Origin of the sequence: Paracoccus sp. TOH, from assembly GCF_030388245.1 — a bacterium.
In the GTDB taxonomy this organism is placed as follows: Bacteria; Pseudomonadota; Alphaproteobacteria; order Rhodobacterales; family Rhodobacteraceae; genus Paracoccus; species Paracoccus simplex.
Genome location: NZ_CP098360.1, coordinates 1,520,244 through 1,538,673, shown reverse-complemented (window position 1 = coordinate 1,538,673; position 18,430 = coordinate 1,520,244). Strand labels below are relative to the sequence as shown.

Genomic DNA, 18,430 nt, shown 5'->3' with positions numbered 1-18,430 from the left:
GGTTCAGGCCGGAAAGCCGTAATGCTCCAGCATGGCGCGCAGCGCGCGGTCGTTGCCGTCGCCGGCCAGGTTGCCGGCGCGCAGGTTCTGCGCCTGGGTGCCCGGCCATTCGGTGATGCGGAAACGGCCGCCGATCTTTTCCGGCCGCGACCCCGCCAGCCGGTGCATCCAGTAAAGCCAGACATCGTCGGCCGAGGGCGCCAGCCGCTGGAACAGCGCCGCATCGGTCACGTCCGGGTGGAACACCCCCGGCGCATAGAGCACGCCCCCCACCCCGGTCGGAAAGACCAGCGGCCCGGCCTCGGGCCGGCCGATGTTGCGCTGCCAGTCGCCATAGGCGGCGGGCCGGCCGTCGCGCAGCGCCACGCGATGCGCGCGGTGGCAGACCACGCCCGCCCCGGCCCGGCGCACCATCTGCGCCAGCCAGTCGGCGCCGTAATAGACATCGTCGTCGGCGGTGACGATGAAGGCATCCGGCGCCTCCAGCAGCGCCGGCACGATCTTCTTGTAGCTGCGCCAGTTCGGGCAGATCCGCGTCTCGACCCCCAGCGTCCGGATCTCGGGGGTCAGCTTCGCCTCGTCGCCCGCGTCCAGCCACAGGATCACCCGGTCCGCCGCCACCGTCTGCGTCAGCAGCGAGCGCAGCACCAGATGCAGGCTGGCGAAACGCGCCGGATAGCTGGTCAGGCTGACGACCAGCGGCGCCCGCAGCCCATGCGGCGCCGGCGCGACGCGGCGGGCCAGGATCTCGGCCTCGGCCGCCCTGATGCGCCGGGCCTGCTTCAGGCGCCGCAAGGCATCCGCGATCATCCCTGCCAGGCCTTTCTCAGCCAGTCGATATTGCCGATGCGGCGATACCATTTGTGGCCGCGGCCGGCGAACACGTCCTCCATCTTCGGCGCCCCGGCGAACAGCACGATCTTCGCGCCCTCGGGCAAGGCCGGATCGGCCAGGAAGCTGCGGAAATGCCGCGGCACGCAATCGTTCTTGAAGCTGACGCACCAGCCTTTCGGCCAGTAATGCAGGTTGCCCTGCGCGGCGAGCTGGGCGCTCTGGAACTGCTGGCTGATCTCGTATCGCGCGGTCGCCGCCTGCGGATCGGCCAGATAGGCGTCCAGGACATAGCCATGCGCCCCCACCTCGTAGCGGAAGACCGAGCTGTTGCCGACCGAATGCAGGAAACGGTCGCGGGCCGGATTGACCTTGCGCAGCGGCTTGGCGCGAAACAGGTCGTCGTCGCGGATGATGAAGAAATCGCCCGGCAGGTCGAAGAACGGCGTCAGGTCGTCCACCACCACCAGATCCAGGTCCAGAAACAGCGCCGTCATGCCGGCAAAGCCGCCCAGGTCGCGGCGGAACAGCGCCAGCTTGCGCCAGCGCGTGTCACCATGGCCCTTGGGCAGGCCCAGCTCGGGCAGCGGCAGCGCCTCGACGCCGGGGTCGATGCCCTCGGCGTCGTCGGTGAAGCAGATGAAGCGATGCGGCCGCGCCAGGTGGCGCCGAACCTGCCGATAAAGCCGGTTCACATCTTCTGCACCGTAGATCGTGCCCCATTTCATGGTCAGGATCAGGACAGGCTCGGTCATCTGCGCTCCCACTCTCTGCCTCTTGCGATAGGCGATGCGGCCGTGCCGGTCAACGCGCCGTCAGCCGACGGGGTCGAGCCCCAGCCCGTCCGCATGGGCGCAGAGCCGCCGCCGCGCCGCCGCGTCCTCGGGCAGCAGCAGATGCGTGGCGCCGTGGTTGCGCGCCAGGATCGCCTGGCCCAGGGCGCTCTGGACGGCCAGCGGCAGCGCCACCGGCTCGCCCCGGTCCGGGCGCAGCATCACCCCGCCCGCGCCAAGCTCGGCCAGCACCTGCCGGCAGCCCGCCGCCCGGAACCGCGCCCGCAGCGCATTCGGGGTCAGCGCCGCGTCGCGGCCGCGCGGTGCCGCCAGCCCCTTGATGCGGCCGCCCAGCAGCGCCGGGCCGGCGCCCCAGATATCGGTCACCGACATGATCGCCAGCACGGCGCCGCCGGGTTCCCGCAGCGCGATGTCCTGGCCCGGCTCCAGCTCGGCGGCAAGGCCGTCCGGGACCGCCAGCGCCAGCGGCAGCGGCCAGACCATGCCCGAGGCCAGCCGGCCGTCGGCCAGCACCGCCTGATGATCGGCCTGGGACAGGTAGCCGCGCAGCGGAAACAGCCCGCCATCCATCATCAGCGCCAGTTCGGCCGTCTGCTCGGCGGTCAGGTCCCAGGCCGCCAGCCGCGCGGCATCCGCCCGCAGCCCCTGCCCGGCGGCGGGGCTGACATAAAGCTCGGGCAAGGCGGCAAAGGCCGTCACGCCGGGATCTCGGCGGCGTGGCGGTTCGGCTCTCCGGCCATGTCATGCTCGGCCAGCCAGCGCTCGGCATCCAAGGCCGCCATGCAGCCCATGCCGGCGCTGGTCACCGCCTGGCGATAGATGTGGTCGGTCAGGTCGCCGGCGGCGAAGACGCCGGGGATCGAGGTGCGGGTGGTGCCCGGCTCGACCTTCACATAGCCGCCATTGTGCAGCTCCAGCTGATCCCGCACCAGCTCGGATGCCGGGGCGTGGCCGATGGCGATGAACACCCCATCCGCCGGGATCACCTGTTCGGTTCCCTGCGCGACGTGGCGGAGCTTGACGCCGGTGACGCCCAGCGGCGCCTCGGTGCCCTCGACCTCGGCCAGTTCGTGGTCCCACAGCACCGCGACCTTGGGATGGCGGAACAGCCGCTCCTGCAAGATCTTTTCCGCCCGCAGGCTGTCGCGGCGGTGCACCAGCGTCACCTTGCTGGCGAAATTGGTCAGGAACAGCGCCTCCTCGACGGCGGTATTGCCGCCGCCCACCACCACCACCTCGCGGCCGCGATAGAAGAAACCGTCGCAGGTGGCGCAGGCCGAGACGCCGAAACCCTTGAACTTCTCCTCGCTCGGCAGGCCCAGCCAGCGCGCCTGCGCCCCGGTGGCCAGGATCACCGCATCGGCGGTGATGGTGGCGCCGGAATCCAGCGTCGCGACAAAGGGCCGCACCGTCAGGTCCAGCTTCGTCACCGTGTCGATGAAGATGCGCGCGCCCATCGCCTTGGCATGGGCCTCCATCTTCACCATCAGTTCGGGGCCCTGGATCTCGGTCTCGCCGGGCCAGTTCTCGACCTCGGTGGTGATGGTCAGCTGGCCGCCGGGCTGCATGCCCTGGATCAGCACCGGGCTCAGCATGGCGCGCGAGGCATAGACGGCGGCGGTATAGCCCGCCGGACCCGAGCCCACGATCAGCACCCGGCTATGGGCGGGTAGGACGGCATCGGCAGCGGGGCTGGCGGCATCGACGGAATCTTGGGACATGAAGCTGGACCTTTTGCGTTGCGCCGCCTAGGTAATCACCCCCGCCGCCTCATGCAATCCACCTGCGGGCAGGCTGCGGTGGCGGAAAGAATATTGCGCAAAGCCACCCGGCGGGGTAGCTTCCGGCATGATTTTGGCCGAGCGAACGGCCCAAGAGGAACAGATGAGCGGCGCCAGACTTGACGAGATCGACCGAAAAATCCTGGCGGAACTGCAGGGCGACGGTCGGATGACCAATGTCGAGCTGGCGCGACGGGTGGGCATCTCGGCCCCGCCCTGCCTGCGCCGGGTCCGCGCGCTCGAGGAGATGGGCTATATCCGCGGCTACCATGCCGATATCGACGCCCGCGAGCTGGGCTTCGAGGTGCAGGTCTTCGCCATGGTCCGCCTGCTCAGCCAGTCCGAGCGCGACCTTTCGGCCTTCGAGACGCTGTGCCGCGACTGGCCGCTGGTGCGCGAATGCCACATGCTGAACGGCGAGATCGACTTCATCCTGAAATGCGTCTCGCCCGACCTGCCAAGCTTCCAGCGCTTCCTGACCGAAAGCCTGACGGCGGCGCCGAACGTGGCCTCGGTCAAGACCTCGCTGGTGATCCGCTGCGCCAAGGACGAACCCGGCGTGCCCTTCGCGGTGGTCGAGGAACGCGCGGCGGCGGTGGGATAAAGGGGCTGAGGCCGGTGCGGACGGTCGCGCGACGCCGCCCGGCGTCGCTGCTGACGGCCGACAGGGCGGCGCCGGAAGGCTTGGTCCATCTGAAGATGGATGATCGCCTGCTTGTCGGCCGGGACGGTCGCATGGCGGTCTCCGGCACGAGCTAGCGGGATGCGAAGCCGCGATCCGTTACCGTAATCGCGCGCAGGTCCACCCCGGCCTCATTCCGAAAACGCGCGACTGCTGCGTCGGCAAGCGCCGCCTGCATCGGCTCGTTCCCCTTCGCCACAGCATCACTGTAAACAGCCTGTTGAATGAGAAAGTTCATCATCAACACCTCTGAAAGCTCCTGGCGTTGCGCCTCGGTCAACGCCCGGAAACCGCCATTTTGCGACAGCGCCAACCGGGCCTGAATCAATATGGGGCGGGTATCAAAATCCGTCTCATGCGCCCTGTTGGCGATGATCCAGTTGAGCATCCAGTATCCTGCAACTGCGTCCACCGCATCGCCTGGCCGCAGCCCGTCCCCTGCGACCATCCCGGCCCAGATCTGGGACGGGCTTGCTTTTCTGAATTCCAGTTCGACCGCCTCGGCGCCGGCCGCACCGGAGGTTTCGCGGACAAAGGCGATGAACTGGCGCTGCGCCTGCGCGCTTACCGCTGCCGATGCCGCATAGCCGGTTTCCACGGCAGCTCGTGTTTCCGTCGCCGGCTCGTCGTCATTCTGCTCCAACATGCTGTTGAGCATCGAGCTGTGCAAAGCGTTCATCGCCATGTCTGTGGCAAGCCCGTCAAACGGAACCGGAAAATCCTGCCCCGCCGAGGGCGGTGCAATCGTCAGCCCCAAAAATGCCAAAAGCATCGCATATGTCCGCATATCGTTACTCCGATTGCTGTTCGACTTGCTGGTCCAGCGCTTCCGCGGCGGGCGACACGGCCCGTTCACTGACCTGGGCCACCCTGGTTGAATGCCCCGTTCCGAAGATCGGTCTCGACCGGCCCCTTCGCCATCGTGACCCGGTTTTCCCGGCCCGGCGGACCGGACCGCCTATTCCTGGTGGGCGCCGGCGCGCATGGCGCTGCCGAATGCGGCCCTTGCCGGCCGCGACAAAGGCGCGGCGGCTTTCATGAGCCATTCCGACGCGGCCTCACCCGCCACCGGCGTGGAGATACCTGCGCCGCGCGCAAACCGTTCGGCCGCCTCTTGATCATCCTTCAGCGCCGTCATCATTGCCCCGGTCGCAAACCCCGCATTCGCCGCCAATGGGAACCGGACGCCGCCATCTTGAAACACCGGCCGCCCAAGGCTGTCCGGGTCGGCGATCAACAACGCCCATTGCTGGCCAAGCCGCGCCGCCGCCCCGGCCTCGACCATCGCCCTCGCATAGCGCTGCATGGCGATGCGCCCGCCGATCTCATTGTCGACCAGGGATGCAACGGCCTCCGGATCGTTCTCGAACACTGCGGCCAGCTCATCCAGCCGCTCGGTCATCGCCCGGCTTTGGATGACCGGGATGAAGTCCTCCGGCCGCAATGAGACATTCTCGGCGCGAACCGCGCCACCGGAAATCGGGCCCAAAACCAGCAGCATCAGCCCGAAGCTGTAGAACAGGGGGTTCAACCGGGACATTCCTATCGCTGCTGACATTCCGCGCCAAAGCACGCGCCCCGATCATGGTCGGTTTTTCGCCCCGGGACAATTGCACGGCGCAACATTCCGTCGGCTGCCGCGGAAAACCACCCTGCCCAGCTGACGCAACGGTCTTGTGACCGCTGCGTCCCGCGACGCTGACAGCGCCCAAGGCCCCCTCGGCCCGGCTGGGAATGTCCGCCCCCCGGCATACGGCCTGTGTACGCCCGGTGTACGGCCGTCACGCCCGCATTTCCAGCAGGATCAACGCTTTGAAAGCCGCGTTGCGCGCCCCGCGCACGCCCGTTGCCTCACAGCGCGATCGCCGAGATCAGCCGCCCGTAATCCGCCTCGTTCTGATGCGTGCTGCGGCGATAGGAAAAGAACCGCTCCGGGTCGGAATAGGTGCAGCGCCCGGTCCATTCCGCCTCGGCCCCGGCCTCGCGCAGCCGCATCAGCCCGAACGAGGGCAGGTCGAACATCGGCCGGCCGTTCGGCCCACCGGCGAAGAAGCGGTGATAGTCCGGATCCTCGGCCAGGAACGCGTCCATGAAATCCTCGCCGACCTCATAGGCGCGCTGGCTGATCGTCGGGCCGATCACCGCGCGGATGCGCCGGGCGCCCAGGTCGTTCATGGCGCCCACCGCCGCCTCGATCACCCCCGACAGCGCACCGCGCCAGCCGGCATGGACGGCGCCGATCACCCCGGCCTCGGGGTCGGCCAGCAGGATCGGCTGGCAATCCGCCGTCAGCACCGCCAGCGCCACGCCCGGCTGGTCGGTGACGATGCCGTCGGCGCGAATCGTCGCGAAATCAGCGGCTTCGTCGCCGGCGCGCAGCACGGCGACATCGGCGGAATGGACCTGATGCACGGTGGCAAGCCCGCCCGGCGGCACGCCCATCGCCTCGGCGACGCGGGCGCGGTTGATGGTCACCATCTCGCCCTGATCGCTCGAGCCATAGCCGCAGTTCAGCCCGGAAAACAGCCCCGAGGAAGCGCCGCCGCGGCGGGTGAAGAAGCCATGCCGCACCGAGGCGAGCAGCGGATGGGTCAGGATCTCAAGCGTGGTGTGCATCATCGTCCAGGGGCTCTATTCCAGGAGGCGCGGGCGCATGGCGAGCCCAGAAGGCCAGCACCTTGAACAGGTGACCCATTTCGCCGGGCGCGGTCAAGCGATGAAGCGCTGCCATGGCGCCGCCGTCCCCGGCCGCCGCCAGGCGCTGCGCCCGTTGCGCGATGCCCAGCCGCAACAGCCATTCGCCCTGGCTTAACATGCCCGAGACGCGGATGCCCAGGGCCCGCGCCGTTCCGGCCAGCGGCGCGAAATCGACATGCGCGGTCAGATCGGCCTCGCCGGGATGGGCCAGCGGATCCTCGGGCCGGTGCCGGCGCAGCGCCTGGAAGGTGTCGCCCTGCCCGTCCCAGCCGCCATAGTCGATGACGATGGCGCAGCCGCCATGCGCCGCGATCCGCCCGGCCAGGGTCGCGACGATGGGTCCGGCCGCCGGGCAAAGCTCGCGCACCGTGCCCTCGGGCGCAGGCGGCAGCGGCTGTTCGGCCACCGCGGCGAGCCCCAGCGCCAGCCCGCCCTCGGGCCCCAGGACCACCACCCGCTCGGCCCAGCCCTGCCCGCCCATCTGGAACTGGCGGATCGGCAGCGCGTCGAAAAACTCGTTGGCGACCAGGAACAGCGGCGCTTCCGGCAGCCCGGACACATCCTCCACATGACTGATTTCGCCCAGCTTTTCGCGCTGCACCCGGCGCAGATGCGGCGAGGCCTCGACCAGCACCACCCGCGCCGCCGCGGCCATGCCCGGCACCACGCGGATGGCGCGCAGAATGTCGGCCATCAGCGTGCCGCGCCCCGGGCCGATCTCGGCCAGGGTGAAGGGCGCCGGGCGGCCCTGGTCCAGCCAGGCCTGCGCCAGCGCCAGCCCGACCATCTCGCCGAACATCTGGCTGATCTCGGGCGCGGTGGTGAAATCGCCCGCCACGCCGAAGGGATCGCGGGTCGCGTAATAGCCATGCTGGGGATGCAGCAGGCAAAGCTGCATGTAGTCGTCCAGCCGCATCGGCCCCGACAGCCGGATGCGCGCGGCAATGGTCCGCGCCAGCGGCGTCATGCGGCGGGCGGGGCGATGGCCGGCCGCGCGCGGGCGCGGATCAGGAAGGCCAGCCCGACCAGCACCATCGGCAGCGACAGCACCTGCCCCATGGTCACGCCCCAGACCGGCCCGCCCAGCACATGGCCCAGCGGATTGTCGGGGGTGATGAATTGCGCATCGGCCTGGCGGAAGAACTCGACCACAAAGCGCGACAACCCGTAGCCCATCACGAAGACCCCCAGCGCCTGCCCCGGCCGCCGCAAGCCGCCAGTGCGGACCAGCAGCACCAGCACCAGCGCCAGCAGCACCCCCTCCAGCCCGGCCTCGTAAAGCTGGCTCGGATGCCGGGCGCAGGGGCCGGCGACGCCGGGACAGGCCTGCGCCGCCTCGCCCGGGAAGATCACCCCCCAGGGCGCGTCGGTCGGCCGCCCCCACAGCTCGGCATTGATGAAATTCGCCACCCGGCCAAGGCCCAGCCCGACGGGCGTCGCCACCGACAGCGCATCGGCCAGCCGCAGCGCCGGAATGCCGTGCCGCCGGCAGAACCACCACGAGGCCAGCACCACGCCCAGGAAACCGCCGTGAAAGGACATGCCGCCGCGCCAGATCACCGGGATCTGTCCGGGATTGGCCAGGTAATAGCCCGGCTCGTAGAACAGCACGAAGCCCAGCCGCCCGCCCAGAACCACGCCGACGATCACCCAGGTCAGCAATTCCTCGACCTGCTCGGGACGCATCGGCGCGCCATCGCCCCAAAGCCGCGGCCGCCGCATCAGCGCCACGATGATGCGCCAGCCGATCAGCAGCCCGGCCAGATAGGCCAGCGCATACCAGCGCAGCGAGAAATCCATGCCGAAAAGATGGATGGTGAAGATCTCGGGCGAAATGTCGGGAAAGGGGATCATGGGCTCCTCGTTTCGGCGCGGGCAGGCTACGCGGGGGCGGCCCGGTGTCAACCGCCGCCGTCAGGCGATTGAACAGCGGCCCCGGCAGGGCCATATAGGGGCCGACGCTGAACCGAAAGGCCCGCCATGACCGCGAACAACCGCTTTCTCGACGATCTCTCGAAATTGATGACCAACGCCATGGGCGTGGCGCAGGGCGCCAAGGACGAGGCGCAGACCGCCTTCAACAGCTGGATCGACCGCTGGCTGGCCGAGCGCGACTTCGTCACCCGCGAGGAATTCGAGGCGGTGCGCGAAATGGCGATCAAGGCAAGGACCGAGAATGCCGAACTGCGTGCCCGGCTGGATGCGCTGGAAGGCAAGGCCCCCGGCACCGCCGGCACCAACGGCGGCAAGGCCGGTGACTCGGCTCAGGGCTGAACCTGGTCGCGCAGCCGCCCCTGGCGGTCGTAAAGCAGCACCGCGCCCGCTTCCGTCACCACCACGATCCAGTCGCGGGCAAAGGTGACGGCGGCGGGCGTCGCGCCCTCGGGCAGGGCGATGTGCTGGGGCAGTTCCGGCAGCGGCGCCTCGGACAGGCGCAGCCACAGAAGCGCCGCGATCACCAAGACGCCCAGGCCCATCACCGCCGCCAGCGCGGTCACCAGAAAGCGCAGCCAGCGCAGCATCGGCAGCGCTTCCTCTGGCCCCGCATCCAGCCTATCATCCCGTGCCATGGCCGAAATCCTCATCACCATTCCCGAAGGTCTGTCCGAGCGCCTTGATAAGGCGCTTGCCCTCTGCGCACCAGAGCAGGCGGTGCTGTCGCGTTCGCGGCTGGCCCGGCTGATCGCCGAGGGCGCGGTGACCGGCCCCTCGGGTTCCGTCACCGACGGCAAGGCGCGGGCCGAATCCGGCGACTATTTCGTCGAGATCGGCGAACCCGAGCCGCTTGACGCCCTGCCCGAGGCGATCCCGCTGAACATCGCCTATGAGGACGAAGACCTGATCGTGGTGGACAAGCCCGCCGGCATGGTGGTGCATCCGGCACCCGGCAGCCCGTCGGGCACGCTGGTCAACGCGCTGCTGGCGCATTGCGCGGACAGCCTTTCCGGCATCGGCGGCGCGGCGCGGCCGGGCATCGTGCACCGGATCGACAAGGAAACCTCGGGCCTCTTGGTGGTGGCGAAATCCGACCGCGCCCATCAGGGCCTGGCAAGGCAATTCGCCGATCACAGCGCGCAGCGCCGCTATCTCGCCATCGCGCATGGCATGATCGACCCGGCGGATGCGCGGCTGCGCGGCCTGCCGGGCCTGGCCTTCGAACCTGGCGGGGTGCTGCGCATCACCACCCTGCTGGGCCGCCATCCCGGCGACCGGCAGCGCCAGGCGGTCAGCTTTCACAACGGCCGCCATGCCGTGACCCGGGCCAGGGTGGTCGAGACCTTCGGCACGCCGCCCGCCGCCATGCTGGTCGAATGCCGGCTGGAGACCGGCCGCACCCATCAAATCCGCGTGCACATGGCCCATGCGGGATTGGGCCTTGTCGGCGACCCGGTCTATGGTGGAAACAGGCGGGCTTCTGCCCGGGCGCTGGGGGCGGAGGCCGCAAGCGCCGTCGCCGCCTTTCCCCGCCAGGCCCTGCATGCGGCCGAGCTGGGCTTCGAACATCCGGTCAGCGGCCAGACGCTGACCTTTGCCAGCCCGCTGCCGCCCGACATGGCCGGGTTGCTGGCCAAACTGCGCGGCGCGCCGGGCTGACGGAACCCGGACCGCGCTGATAGCGTTCACAATTGCCCGCTTCTCTGCGGGACAGGGATTTTTCAGATGGCGAACTACACGAACCTTCCGGCCCCCAGCCCCGAACAGGGCTTGAACCGCTACTTGCAGGAAATCCGCAAGTTTCCCCTGCTGGAGCCGGAGGAGGAATACATGCTGGCCAAGCGCTGGACCGATCACGAGGATCCCGAGGCGGCGCAGAAGCTGGTGACCAGCCACCTGCGGCTCGCCGCCAAGATCGCCATGGGCTATCGCGGCTACGGCCTGCCGCAGGCCGAGGTGATCTCCGAGGCGAATGTCGGCCTGATGCAGGCGGTCAAGCGCTTCGATCCGGAAAAGGGCTTCCGGCTGGCCACCTATGCGATGTGGTGGATCCGCGCCTCGATCCAGGAATACATCTTGCGGTCCTGGTCGCTGGTGAAGATGGGCACGACCAGCGCGCAGAAGAAGCTGTTCTTCAACCTGCGCAAGGCCAAGTCCAAGCTGGGCGCGCTGGAGGAAGGCGACCTGCGCCCCGAGAACGTCGCCCAGATCGCCAACGACCTGAACGTCTCCGAACAGGAAGTCATCGACATGAACCGCCGGCTGTCGGGGGGCGATGCCTCGCTGAACGCGACGGTGGGCTCGGGCGACGGCGAATCGACGGCGCAATGGCAGGACTGGCTGGAGGACGAGGACGCCAACCAAGCCGAGGCCTTCGCCGAGGCCGACGAGCTGTCGACGCGGCGCGAGATGCTGATCGCCGCCATGGACGTGCTGAACGACCGCGAAAAGGACATCCTGATGGAGCGCCGGCTGCGCGACGATCCGATGACGCTCGAGGACCTGTCCTCGCGCTACGACGTCTCGCGCGAGCGCATCCGCCAGATCGAGGTGCGCGCCTTTGAAAAGCTGCAGAACCGCATCCGCGAACTGGCGCGCGAGCGCGGCATGGCCGTCCCCGAAAACGCCTGAGCCCGGCTGGTCCGCCTCGTTCCCGTCCCCTGTGCAGGGCGCGAACCGGCCGGGACCGTGACGGTGGTCCGGCAGGATGCGGAAGGCGCTGCATGCGGGTTTCGCGCGGGACCGGGGGCGCCCCTGCGACCGCCCTCGGGCGCATGGCGAATTTTGTCGCGGCCCATCGCGGACACTCTGGCGCCGGCGCGGAATTTCCGTGACAACAGGGGCCGTTGACCGGCGCCGGGCTTGGCTTATGGTCGGGAAAAGGCAGCGGAGGCCGGTCGCGCAGCAATGACAGCGCTGAACCAATATCAACGGCTGGAGGCAGCGGGAATCTGGCGCGAGACGCCGAAATCGCAGCTGCGCGACGTCATCGTCTCGTTCGGCGATGCGACGTTGGTGCTGACCGATCCGCGCTCGGAAATGCCGCTGGCGCATTGGTCGCTGCCGGCGGTGACGCGGCTCAACCCCGGCAAGCTGCCGGCCCGCTACGCGCCGGGCGGCGCCGATGCCGGCGAAGAGCTGGAAATCGACGACGAGCTGATGATCGCGGCGATCTCCAAGGTGCATCAGGTGATCGAGGCCAGCAAGCCGCATCCCGGCCGGTTGCGCGGCGGGCTGATGCTGGGCGCCGCCGCGGTCATGGCGGTGCTGGCGCTGTTCTGGGTGCCGCCGGCGCTGGTGCGACATGCCGCCGACATCGCCCCGCCGGCGCAACGCGCGGAAATCGGGCGCATGGTGCTGGCCGAGATCGCCAAGACCACCGGCAGCCCCTGCTCGCGGCCCGCGGGCGACATGGTGCGCCAGAAGCTGGCGATGCGGCTGATGGGCCCCGAGGCGCAGATCGCCGTGGTCCCGGCCACGCTGCGCGGGGCGCTTCGCCTGCCCGGCCCGATCACCCTGCTGGGCGAGGACCTGATCGAAGGCCAACTCTCGCCCGAGGTTGCGGCGGGCCATATCCTCGCCGCGCAGGCGGCGGCGGTCGCGAACGACCCGCTGCTGGCCGCGCTGCGCTATGCCGGACCGCGGGCGACCTTCCACCTGCTGACGGCGGGAACGCTGCCGGCAGCCTCGCTGTCGGGCTATGGCGAGAAACTGCTGGCCGATCCGGTGCCACGCCCCGAGGACGAGCAGTTGCTGGCCTATTTCACCCGTGCCGGCCTCTCGAGCGAGCCCTATGCCCGCTCGCTGGACCCGACCGGAGAGGCCACGCTGGGCCTGATCGAGGCCGACCCGTTCCGCACCGCCGCGCCCAAGCCGGTGCTGAGCGACCGGCAATGGATCGCCCTGCAGGAGATCTGCGACCAGTGACGCCGGATGGCGGGGCCGCAGGCAGGCGGCGGCGGCCCGCAGCCAGCCGCCCATCCGCCCCAGGACCGCCCGCCAGCTTGGGTCAGCGTGGGAAGGCATCGCGATAGCCGGCGCGGCGGATGGCATCCAGCGCGCGCACGATGGATTCGCGGTCGTCGAACGGGCCGGCCATGATGAACTGCACCTCGCGCCCGTTCACCCGGTCCCTGCCACGCAGCACCGGATAGCCCAGCCCGGCCAGCCGCCGGGCCGCGCGCTCGGCATTGTCGGGATTGCCGAAGGTCCCAAGCTGCACATAGCGCGCGCCCGCGGGGATGGTGCCGACGGCGGAGGTCGCGGCGCCAGCACCCCCGTGGCTCTTGCCGGCCGGCTGCGGCCTGGTCCCGGGCTTGTCCTGGGGGACGATCGCTCGTGCCGCAGCGGCCGGCTTCGCGGCCGGCACAGGCCCGGGAACGGTTTGGCGGCCCAGCCCCGGCACCGTCGCGGCTTGCGCTGTCGCCGCTGGCGGCAGCGGCGCGACCCGCGCGGCCGTGGCGGTGGCCGGATGGCCGGCCGGGCGCATGAAGCTGAGACGCGACAGGTCCGCTGGGTTCAGCGAGCCGCAATAGCCCTGCGACGGGTCCGCGCCCAGCCGGGCCGCGCCCGGCGCGCCGTCATAGCCCAGCAGTTCGCACAGCCGGCGATTCGGCTGCAACGCCCCGCCCATGCCCTGACGCAGGGCCGGCGCCGCGCTCAGCGCCGCGCGCAAGGCCTCGGCCGGGCCGGCCGAGGCAGGCTCGCCGCCCCTGTCGGGCAGGGTCTCCATCGGCCGGGGGTCGCTGGCCAGCTCGCCCGGCCGCAGGTTGGTGATGACGGCCTGGGACAGCGCTTCCTCCAGCAACTCGGCATGGCTGCGCCCGGCATCGGGGTCCAGCGCCCGCAGCCGCGGCTTGCCGTCCAGCCCGCGCGCCGACAGCGTCGGCGGATAGCCGCAGGTCGCCGAGCCGTCGCGCGCCAGGCGCGGCGCCCACAGCCCGGCATCGTCGCGCAGGAACACGCAGCCCCGGCTGTCGATATATTGCCGGGCAAAGAAATCCGCCGGCGGTTCCTCGGCCGGGCGCAGATCCTGGGCCAGCGCCAGCCCCGGCAGCAGCGCCAGCATCATCCGCAGCATCCACAGCATCGTCCCGTTCCCGAATCGGCCCTTTGGGACGGTGATAGGGCAAAAACCCTGAACCTGCGGTTAACGCCGGCCTATTTGGTGCCGAACATGCGGTCTCCGGCATCGCCCAGGCCCGGCACGATATAGCCGTGATCGTCCAGCCGCTCATCCAGCGCGGCGGTAAAGATCGGCACGTCGGGATGGGCCTGCCGCATGCGCTCGACCCCCTCGGGCGCGGCCAGAAGGCACAGGAATCGCAGGTTTTTCGCGCCGCGTTCCTTCAGCATGTCGATGGCCGCGACCGAGCTGTTGCCGGTGGCCAGCATCGGATCGACCACGATGGTCATGCGCGCGTCCAATTCCTTCGGAACCTTGCAGTAATATTCCACCGGCTGCAGCGTCTCGGGGTCGCGATACAGGCCGACAAAGCCCACGCGCGCGCCCGGGATCAGCTCGAGAATGCCGTCCAGAAGCCCGTTCCCGGCCCGCAGGATCGAGATCAGCGCCAGCTTCTTGCCTTCGAGCGTCGGCGCCTCCATCTCGCAAAGCGGCGTCTCGATGCGGATCGTGGTCAGCTCCAGCTCGCGCGTGACCTCATAGGCCAGCAACAGGCTGATCTCGCGCAGCAGGCGGCGGAAACCCGCGGTGGAAACATCCTTCTGGCGCATGATCGTCAGCTTGTGCTGCACCAGGGGGTGGTCGACGATGGTCAGGTGCCGGGTCATGTCAGGTCCTTTCGCAGGCGGGTGCGGGTGGTCTCGTCGCAGAATGCCGCATCGACGGCCCAGAGGTTCATCTGCCGGAACTCATCTTCGGCCCAGCCGAAGGCATCGGCAAGCATCTGGTATTCGCGGGAAAGCGAAGTGTGGAAGAAGGGCGGATCGTCGGTCGAGACCGTGACCCGCACGCCCGCATCGGCCAGCCGGGCGATGGGATGGGCGGACCAGGACGGCACGATGCCGAGCGCGACATTGGAACCCGGACAGACCTCCAGCGTGGTGCCGCGCTCGGCCAGGTCGCGGAGGAGCGCCGGGTCCTCGACGGCGCGGATGCCGTGGCCGATGCGGGCAACGCCCAGCGACAGGGCATCGCGGACCGACTCCGGCCCGCGCCATTCGCCGGCATGGGCGGTCAGGCCCAGCCCGGCCTCGCGCGCGCAATCGAAGGACCAGGCGAAATCGCGCAGTTCGCCGACATTCTCGGCGCCGCCGATGCCGAAGCCGGCGACCCAGCCGCCCGCGGTCTCGGCGGCGCAAAGCGCCGTCCGGCGGGCGCGTTCCGGGCCGAAATGCCGGATCGCGGTCAGGATGGCGCGGCTGGCGATGCCGTCGCGCTCGGCCGCGGCGGCGACCTCCTCCATCGCGGCGAGATAGTCGCGCCAGGCCGAAAGCTCGGCGCCGCCGCAGAACTCGGGCGAGACGAACAGCTCGGCATAGATCGCGCCCTGTTCGGCGCATTCCGCCAGCACCTCGGCCAGCAGCCGGGCATAGTCGCGCGGACCGGTCAGGACCGAGGTCGCAGCCTCGTAGACGCGCAGGAACTCGTCGAAGCCGCGATAGGCATAGGCGCCGCGCGCGTCGAAGATGCCGCCGATGTCGCGCTGCTTCTCGGCCGCCAGCGCGCGGATGAAGCCCGGCGGCGCGGCGCCTTCCAGGTGCAGGTGCAGCTCGATCTTCTTCACGGATTTCACAGGAAGGCTCTCCCCGGCCTGACCTGCGGCAGGCCCAGATGCGCGGCGACCGAGGCACCGATATCGGCAAAGCCCACCAGCCCGACCGCGCGCGCGCCATAGCCCCAGCCCAGAACCGGCACCCGTTCGCGGGTGTGGTCGGTGCCGTGCCAGCTGGGATCGTTGCCATGGTCGGCGGTGAACAGCGCCAGGTCGCCGGGCCGCAGCCGCCGCATCAGCGCGCCGGCCACGCCGTCGAACCATTCCAGCGCCCGGGCATAACCCTTGATGTCGCGGCGGTGGCCGTAGAGGCTGTCGAACTCGACGAAATTGGCAAAGGTCAGGCTGCCCGGCTCGGCCTCGTCGGCGAGCCGCAGCAGGTGTTCGGCCAGATCGGCATCGGACCGGCCCTTGTGCAGCCGGTCGATGCCGCGATGGCTGAAGATGTCGCCGATCTTGCCGATGGCATGGGTGACGCGCCCGGCCGCCTGCGCCGCGTCGAGGATGGTCCGGCCGGGCGGCGCGATGGCATAGTCGCGGCGGTTGGCGGTGCGGGTGAAAGCCCCCTCGGCCCCGGTGAAGGGCCGGGCGATGACCCGGCCGACGCGCAGGGGATGGACCATGGCCGCCACGTCCCGGCACAGCCGGTACAGCCGCTCGAGCCCGAAGGCCTGCTCATGCGCGGCGATCTGCAGCACGCTGTCGGCCGAGGTGTAGCAGATCGGCCAGCCGCCGCGCAGATGCTCGGCGCCCAGCCGCGCGATCACCTCGGTGCCCGAGGCGTGCTCGTTGCCGAGGATGCCTTCGGTGCCGGCGGCCTGCGCGATGCGGGCGGTCAGCTCGGGCGGAAAAGCCGGGCGGGTATCGGGGAAATAATGCCACTCCCACGGCACCGGCACGCCGGCGATCTCCCAATGGCCCGAGGGGGTGTCCTTGCCGCGCGACACTTCGGTCGCGGCGCCCCAAAGCCCCTGCGGCCGGGCATCGAGGCCGGGCGCCGCCTCGCCGCTGGCCAGCCGGACCGCCGCGCCCAGGCCGAGCCCGTCGAGATTGGGCATGGCCAGCGGGCACGCCCGGGCGATATGGGCCAGGGTATTGGCGCCGCTATCGGGCAGGCCGTCGTTGAAGAACTCGGCCGCGTCGGGGGCGCCGCCGATGCCGACCGAATCCATGACGATCAGGAAGGCGCGACTGTCAGTCATCGGGCGATACCTCGCAGCGGATCAGCGGGCCCGGTCCCGGCCCGTCGCCCAGCAGATAGGCGGCCTGCACCGTGGCGACCGCCGCCTCGGCCGCCGCTTCCGAGGCGGCATGGACGAAGGCCAGGGGGCGGCCCGCGCCGGCCTCTTCGCCGATGCGCAGCAGATCCGCAAGACCCACCCGCGGGTCGATGCGGTCGCCGGCATGCAGCCGGCCGCCGCCAAGCGCCACCACGGCGTGCCCCAGCGCCTCGGTGTCGATGGCGGCGACGCGGCCATGGCCGGGCACGGGGCGGATCACCGGCGCGGCCGGCAGGTGGCGGTCGGGACGGTCGAGCAGGTCGGCCGGCCCGCCTTGCGCCACCACCATGCGGGCGAAACGCTCGGCCGCCGCGCCGCCTTGCAGCGCCGCCCCGGCCCCGGAAAGCCCGACCAGATCGAGGCAGGCCGCGGACAGCGACAGCGACAGCTCGCGCAGCGCGCCCTGCCCCTGGGCGCCGGTCAAGACGGCGATGGCCTCGCGCAGTTCCAGCGCGTTGCCGGCGGCGCGGGCCAGCGGCTGGTCCATGTCGGTCACCAGCGCCCGGACCCGGCAGCCGGCGCCCTGCGCGGTCGAGACCAGGGCGCGCGCCAGGTCCAGCGCCGCCTGCGGATTGCGCAGGAAGGCGCCCGAGCCCTGCTTCACGTCCAGCACCAGCGCATCGAGCCCCGCCGCCAGCTTCTTCGACAGGATCGAGGCGGTGATCAGGTCCAGCGAGCCGACCGTCGCGCTTTCGTCGCGAATCGCGTAAAGCCGCGCATCCGCCGGCGCCAGCTCGGGCCCCGCCGCGACGATGGCGCAGCCGGTCCCGGCCACCACGCGGCGAAACTCGTCCTCGGCCAGCGCGGTGCGGAAGCCGGGGATGGCCTCGAGCTTGTCCAGCGTGCCGCCGGTATGGCCCAGCCCCCGACCCGAGATCATCGGCACATAGGCGCCGCAACAGGCGGCCAGCGGCGCCAGGATCAGGCTGACCGTATCGCCGATGCCGCCGGTCGAATGCTTGTCCACCACCGGCCCCGGCAAGTCCCAGCGCAGCACGTCGCCGGAATCGCGCATGGCCAGCGTCAGCGCCACCCGCCCCGCCGCGTCCAGGCCGCGCATCAGCACCGCCATGGCGAAGGCCCCGGCCTGGGCGTCGCTGACCCAGCCCTCGGCCAGGCCGCGGGCGATCAGCGCCGCGCCGGCCCCGTCCAGCCCGCGCCCGTCGCGGACGGCGGCGATCACCGGACGCGGATCCAGACGGGGATCGGCTGGCGTCATTCGGTGCCCGAGAGATGCGAGATGTCGAAACGTCCGGGCAGCAGCTCGCCGATGGTGGTGGCCAGCTCGGCGCCGCGGACGGTGGCCAGCAGAACCGGGGTATCGGCGCGGCCGAACTCGGCCAGCTTCTGCCGGCAGCCGCCGCAGGGCGGCACCGGGGTCGGGCTGTCGGCCATCACCGCGACCTCGACCAACTCGGTCTCGCCCGAGGCGACCATCAGGGCGATGGCCCCGGCCTCGGCGCAGGTACCCTCGGGATAGGCGACGTTCTCGACATTGCAGCCGGCATAGATCCGGCCCGAGGCGCCGCGCACCGCCGCGCCGACCTTGAATTTCGAATAGGGCGCATAGGCCCGCTCCCGCACCTCGCGCGCCGCATCCAGAAGCGTCATGCCGGTCCCCTTTTTCGCCACCGCCTTGCCGCTTCCAGTTTTGCGCGCGCCCCCGTCCCGATGCAAGACCGGCAGAGGGCCG

At 70.4% G+C, this 18,430-nt stretch carries 21 protein-coding genes; 5 read left to right on the top strand and 16 right to left on the bottom strand.

Annotated features, from left to right (window positions below; translation table 11 throughout):
• Window positions 1-3: 3 nt before the first annotated feature.
• Genes NBE95_RS07685 through trxB form a run of 4 tightly spaced genes read right to left on the bottom strand, consistent with a single transcriptional unit; the run spans window position 4 to window position 3,346 of the window.
• The gene (locus NBE95_RS07685; RefSeq protein ID WP_289893325.1) at window positions 4-810 is read right to left on the bottom strand and encodes a glycosyltransferase family 2 protein; all 807 of its coding nucleotides are present in this window, start codon (window positions 808-810) and stop codon (window positions 4-6) included.
• Window positions 807-1,586: a hypothetical protein gene (locus NBE95_RS07680; protein WP_289893324.1), complete on the bottom strand. Its 780-nt coding sequence runs from the start codon at window positions 1,584-1,586 to the stop codon at window positions 807-809. The genes NBE95_RS07685 and NBE95_RS07680 overlap by 4 nt, the downstream gene beginning before the upstream one ends.
• 60 nt (window positions 1,587-1,646) lie before the next feature.
• Window positions 1,647-2,324 (bottom strand): transcription antiterminator BlgG, encoded by a 678-nt coding sequence (locus tag NBE95_RS07675; protein WP_289893323.1) that lies wholly within the window; start codon window positions 2,322-2,324, stop codon window positions 1,647-1,649.
• Entirely contained in the window at window positions 2,321-3,346 is a 1,026-nt protein-coding gene (trxB, locus tag NBE95_RS07670) for a thioredoxin-disulfide reductase (protein WP_289893322.1), read from the bottom strand. Before trxB ends, NBE95_RS07675 begins: the two co-directional genes overlap by 4 nt.
• Window positions 3,347-3,509: 163 nt before the next feature.
• Here trxB and NBE95_RS07665 point away from each other — a divergent pair, with 163 nt between their 5' ends.
• Window positions 3,510-4,010: an Lrp/AsnC family transcriptional regulator gene (locus NBE95_RS07665; RefSeq protein WP_289893321.1), complete on the top strand. Its 501-nt coding sequence runs from the start codon at window positions 3,510-3,512 to the stop codon at window positions 4,008-4,010.
• Between the two features lie 151 nt (window positions 4,011-4,161).
• On the opposite strand, the gene NBE95_RS07660 is transcribed toward NBE95_RS07665, so the two are convergent.
• From NBE95_RS07660 to lgt, 5 genes are all read right to left on the bottom strand, one after another.
• Complete coding sequence (locus NBE95_RS07660; protein WP_289893320.1) at window positions 4,162-4,860, bottom strand: DUF6683 family protein; 699 nt, start codon at window positions 4,858-4,860, stop codon at window positions 4,162-4,164.
• Window positions 4,861-5,046: 186 nt separating this feature from the next.
• Window positions 5,047-5,619: a hypothetical protein gene (locus tag NBE95_RS07655; RefSeq protein WP_289893319.1), complete on the bottom strand. Its 573-nt coding sequence runs from the start codon at window positions 5,617-5,619 to the stop codon at window positions 5,047-5,049.
• Window positions 5,620-5,939: 320 nt separating this feature from the next.
• The gene (pgeF, locus tag NBE95_RS07650; RefSeq protein ID WP_289893318.1) at window positions 5,940-6,704 is read right to left on the bottom strand and encodes a peptidoglycan editing factor PgeF; all 765 of its coding nucleotides are present in this window, start codon (window positions 6,702-6,704) and stop codon (window positions 5,940-5,942) included.
• Entirely contained in the window at window positions 6,688-7,752 is a 1,065-nt protein-coding gene (locus NBE95_RS07645) for an SAM-dependent methyltransferase (RefSeq protein ID WP_289893317.1), read from the bottom strand. Before NBE95_RS07645 ends, pgeF begins: the two co-directional genes overlap by 17 nt.
• The gene (gene lgt, locus NBE95_RS07640) at window positions 7,749-8,639 is read right to left on the bottom strand and encodes a prolipoprotein diacylglyceryl transferase (protein WP_289893316.1); all 891 of its coding nucleotides are present in this window, start codon (window positions 8,637-8,639) and stop codon (window positions 7,749-7,751) included. The genes NBE95_RS07645 and lgt overlap by 4 nt, the downstream gene beginning before the upstream one ends.
• A 126-nt stretch (window positions 8,640-8,765) precedes the next feature.
• On the opposite strand from lgt, the gene NBE95_RS07635 reads away from it, so the two are divergent.
• Window positions 8,766-9,059 (top strand): accessory factor UbiK family protein, encoded by a 294-nt coding sequence (locus NBE95_RS07635; protein ID WP_289893315.1) that lies wholly within the window; start codon window positions 8,766-8,768, stop codon window positions 9,057-9,059.
• Here NBE95_RS07635 and NBE95_RS07630 read toward each other — a convergent pair.
• A complete protein-coding gene (locus tag NBE95_RS07630) occupies window positions 9,050-9,355 on the bottom strand; it encodes a DUF6476 family protein (protein WP_354670346.1) in 306 nt (101 codons plus the stop codon). The genes NBE95_RS07635 and NBE95_RS07630 overlap by 10 nt on opposite strands.
• On the opposite strand from NBE95_RS07630, the gene NBE95_RS07625 reads away from it, so the two are divergent.
• From NBE95_RS07625 to NBE95_RS07615, 3 genes are all read left to right on the top strand, one after another.
• A complete protein-coding gene (locus tag NBE95_RS07625) occupies window positions 9,354-10,379 on the top strand; it encodes a pseudouridine synthase (protein WP_289893314.1) in 1,026 nt (341 codons plus the stop codon). The genes NBE95_RS07630 and NBE95_RS07625 overlap by 2 nt on opposite strands.
• Before the next feature lie 66 nt (window positions 10,380-10,445).
• On the top strand, window positions 10,446-11,351 hold the full coding sequence (rpoH, locus tag NBE95_RS07620) for an RNA polymerase sigma factor RpoH (RefSeq protein WP_289893313.1): 906 nt from the start codon (window positions 10,446-10,448) through the stop codon (window positions 11,349-11,351).
• A gap of 276 nt (window positions 11,352-11,627) precedes the next feature.
• The gene (locus NBE95_RS07615) at window positions 11,628-12,647 is read left to right on the top strand and encodes a hypothetical protein (protein ID WP_289893312.1); all 1,020 of its coding nucleotides are present in this window, start codon (window positions 11,628-11,630) and stop codon (window positions 12,645-12,647) included.
• 82 nt (window positions 12,648-12,729) lie between these two features.
• Here NBE95_RS07615 and NBE95_RS07610 read toward each other — a convergent pair whose 3' ends face one another.
• The 6 genes from NBE95_RS07610 to NBE95_RS07585 form a co-directional block, all read right to left on the bottom strand.
• Window positions 12,730-13,809 carry an SPOR domain-containing protein gene (locus tag NBE95_RS07610; protein ID WP_289893311.1) on the bottom strand — a complete coding sequence of 360 codons (1,080 nt, stop codon included), beginning with the start codon at window positions 13,807-13,809 and terminating at the stop codon, window positions 12,730-12,732.
• Between the two features lie 71 nt (window positions 13,810-13,880).
• Complete coding sequence (gene upp, locus NBE95_RS07605; RefSeq protein ID WP_289893310.1) at window positions 13,881-14,513, bottom strand: uracil phosphoribosyltransferase; 633 nt, start codon at window positions 14,511-14,513, stop codon at window positions 13,881-13,883.
• Window positions 14,510-15,478 carry an adenosine deaminase gene (locus tag NBE95_RS07600; protein WP_289893309.1) on the bottom strand — a complete coding sequence of 323 codons (969 nt, stop codon included), beginning with the start codon at window positions 15,476-15,478 and terminating at the stop codon, window positions 14,510-14,512. Before NBE95_RS07600 ends, upp begins: the two co-directional genes overlap by 4 nt.
• A complete protein-coding gene (locus NBE95_RS07595) occupies window positions 15,475-16,659 on the bottom strand; it encodes a phosphopentomutase (RefSeq protein ID WP_289893308.1) in 1,185 nt (394 codons plus the stop codon). The genes NBE95_RS07600 and NBE95_RS07595 overlap by 4 nt, the downstream gene beginning before the upstream one ends.
• Window positions 16,652-17,956, bottom strand: a complete 1,305-nt coding sequence (locus tag NBE95_RS07590) for a thymidine phosphorylase (RefSeq protein WP_289893307.1) — start codon at window positions 17,954-17,956, stop codon at window positions 16,652-16,654. The genes NBE95_RS07595 and NBE95_RS07590 overlap by 8 nt, the downstream gene beginning before the upstream one ends.
• Window positions 17,953-18,348: a cytidine deaminase gene (locus tag NBE95_RS07585; protein WP_289893306.1), complete on the bottom strand. Its 396-nt coding sequence runs from the start codon at window positions 18,346-18,348 to the stop codon at window positions 17,953-17,955. Before NBE95_RS07585 ends, NBE95_RS07590 begins: the two co-directional genes overlap by 4 nt.
• Window positions 18,349-18,430 lie beyond the last annotated feature (82 nt).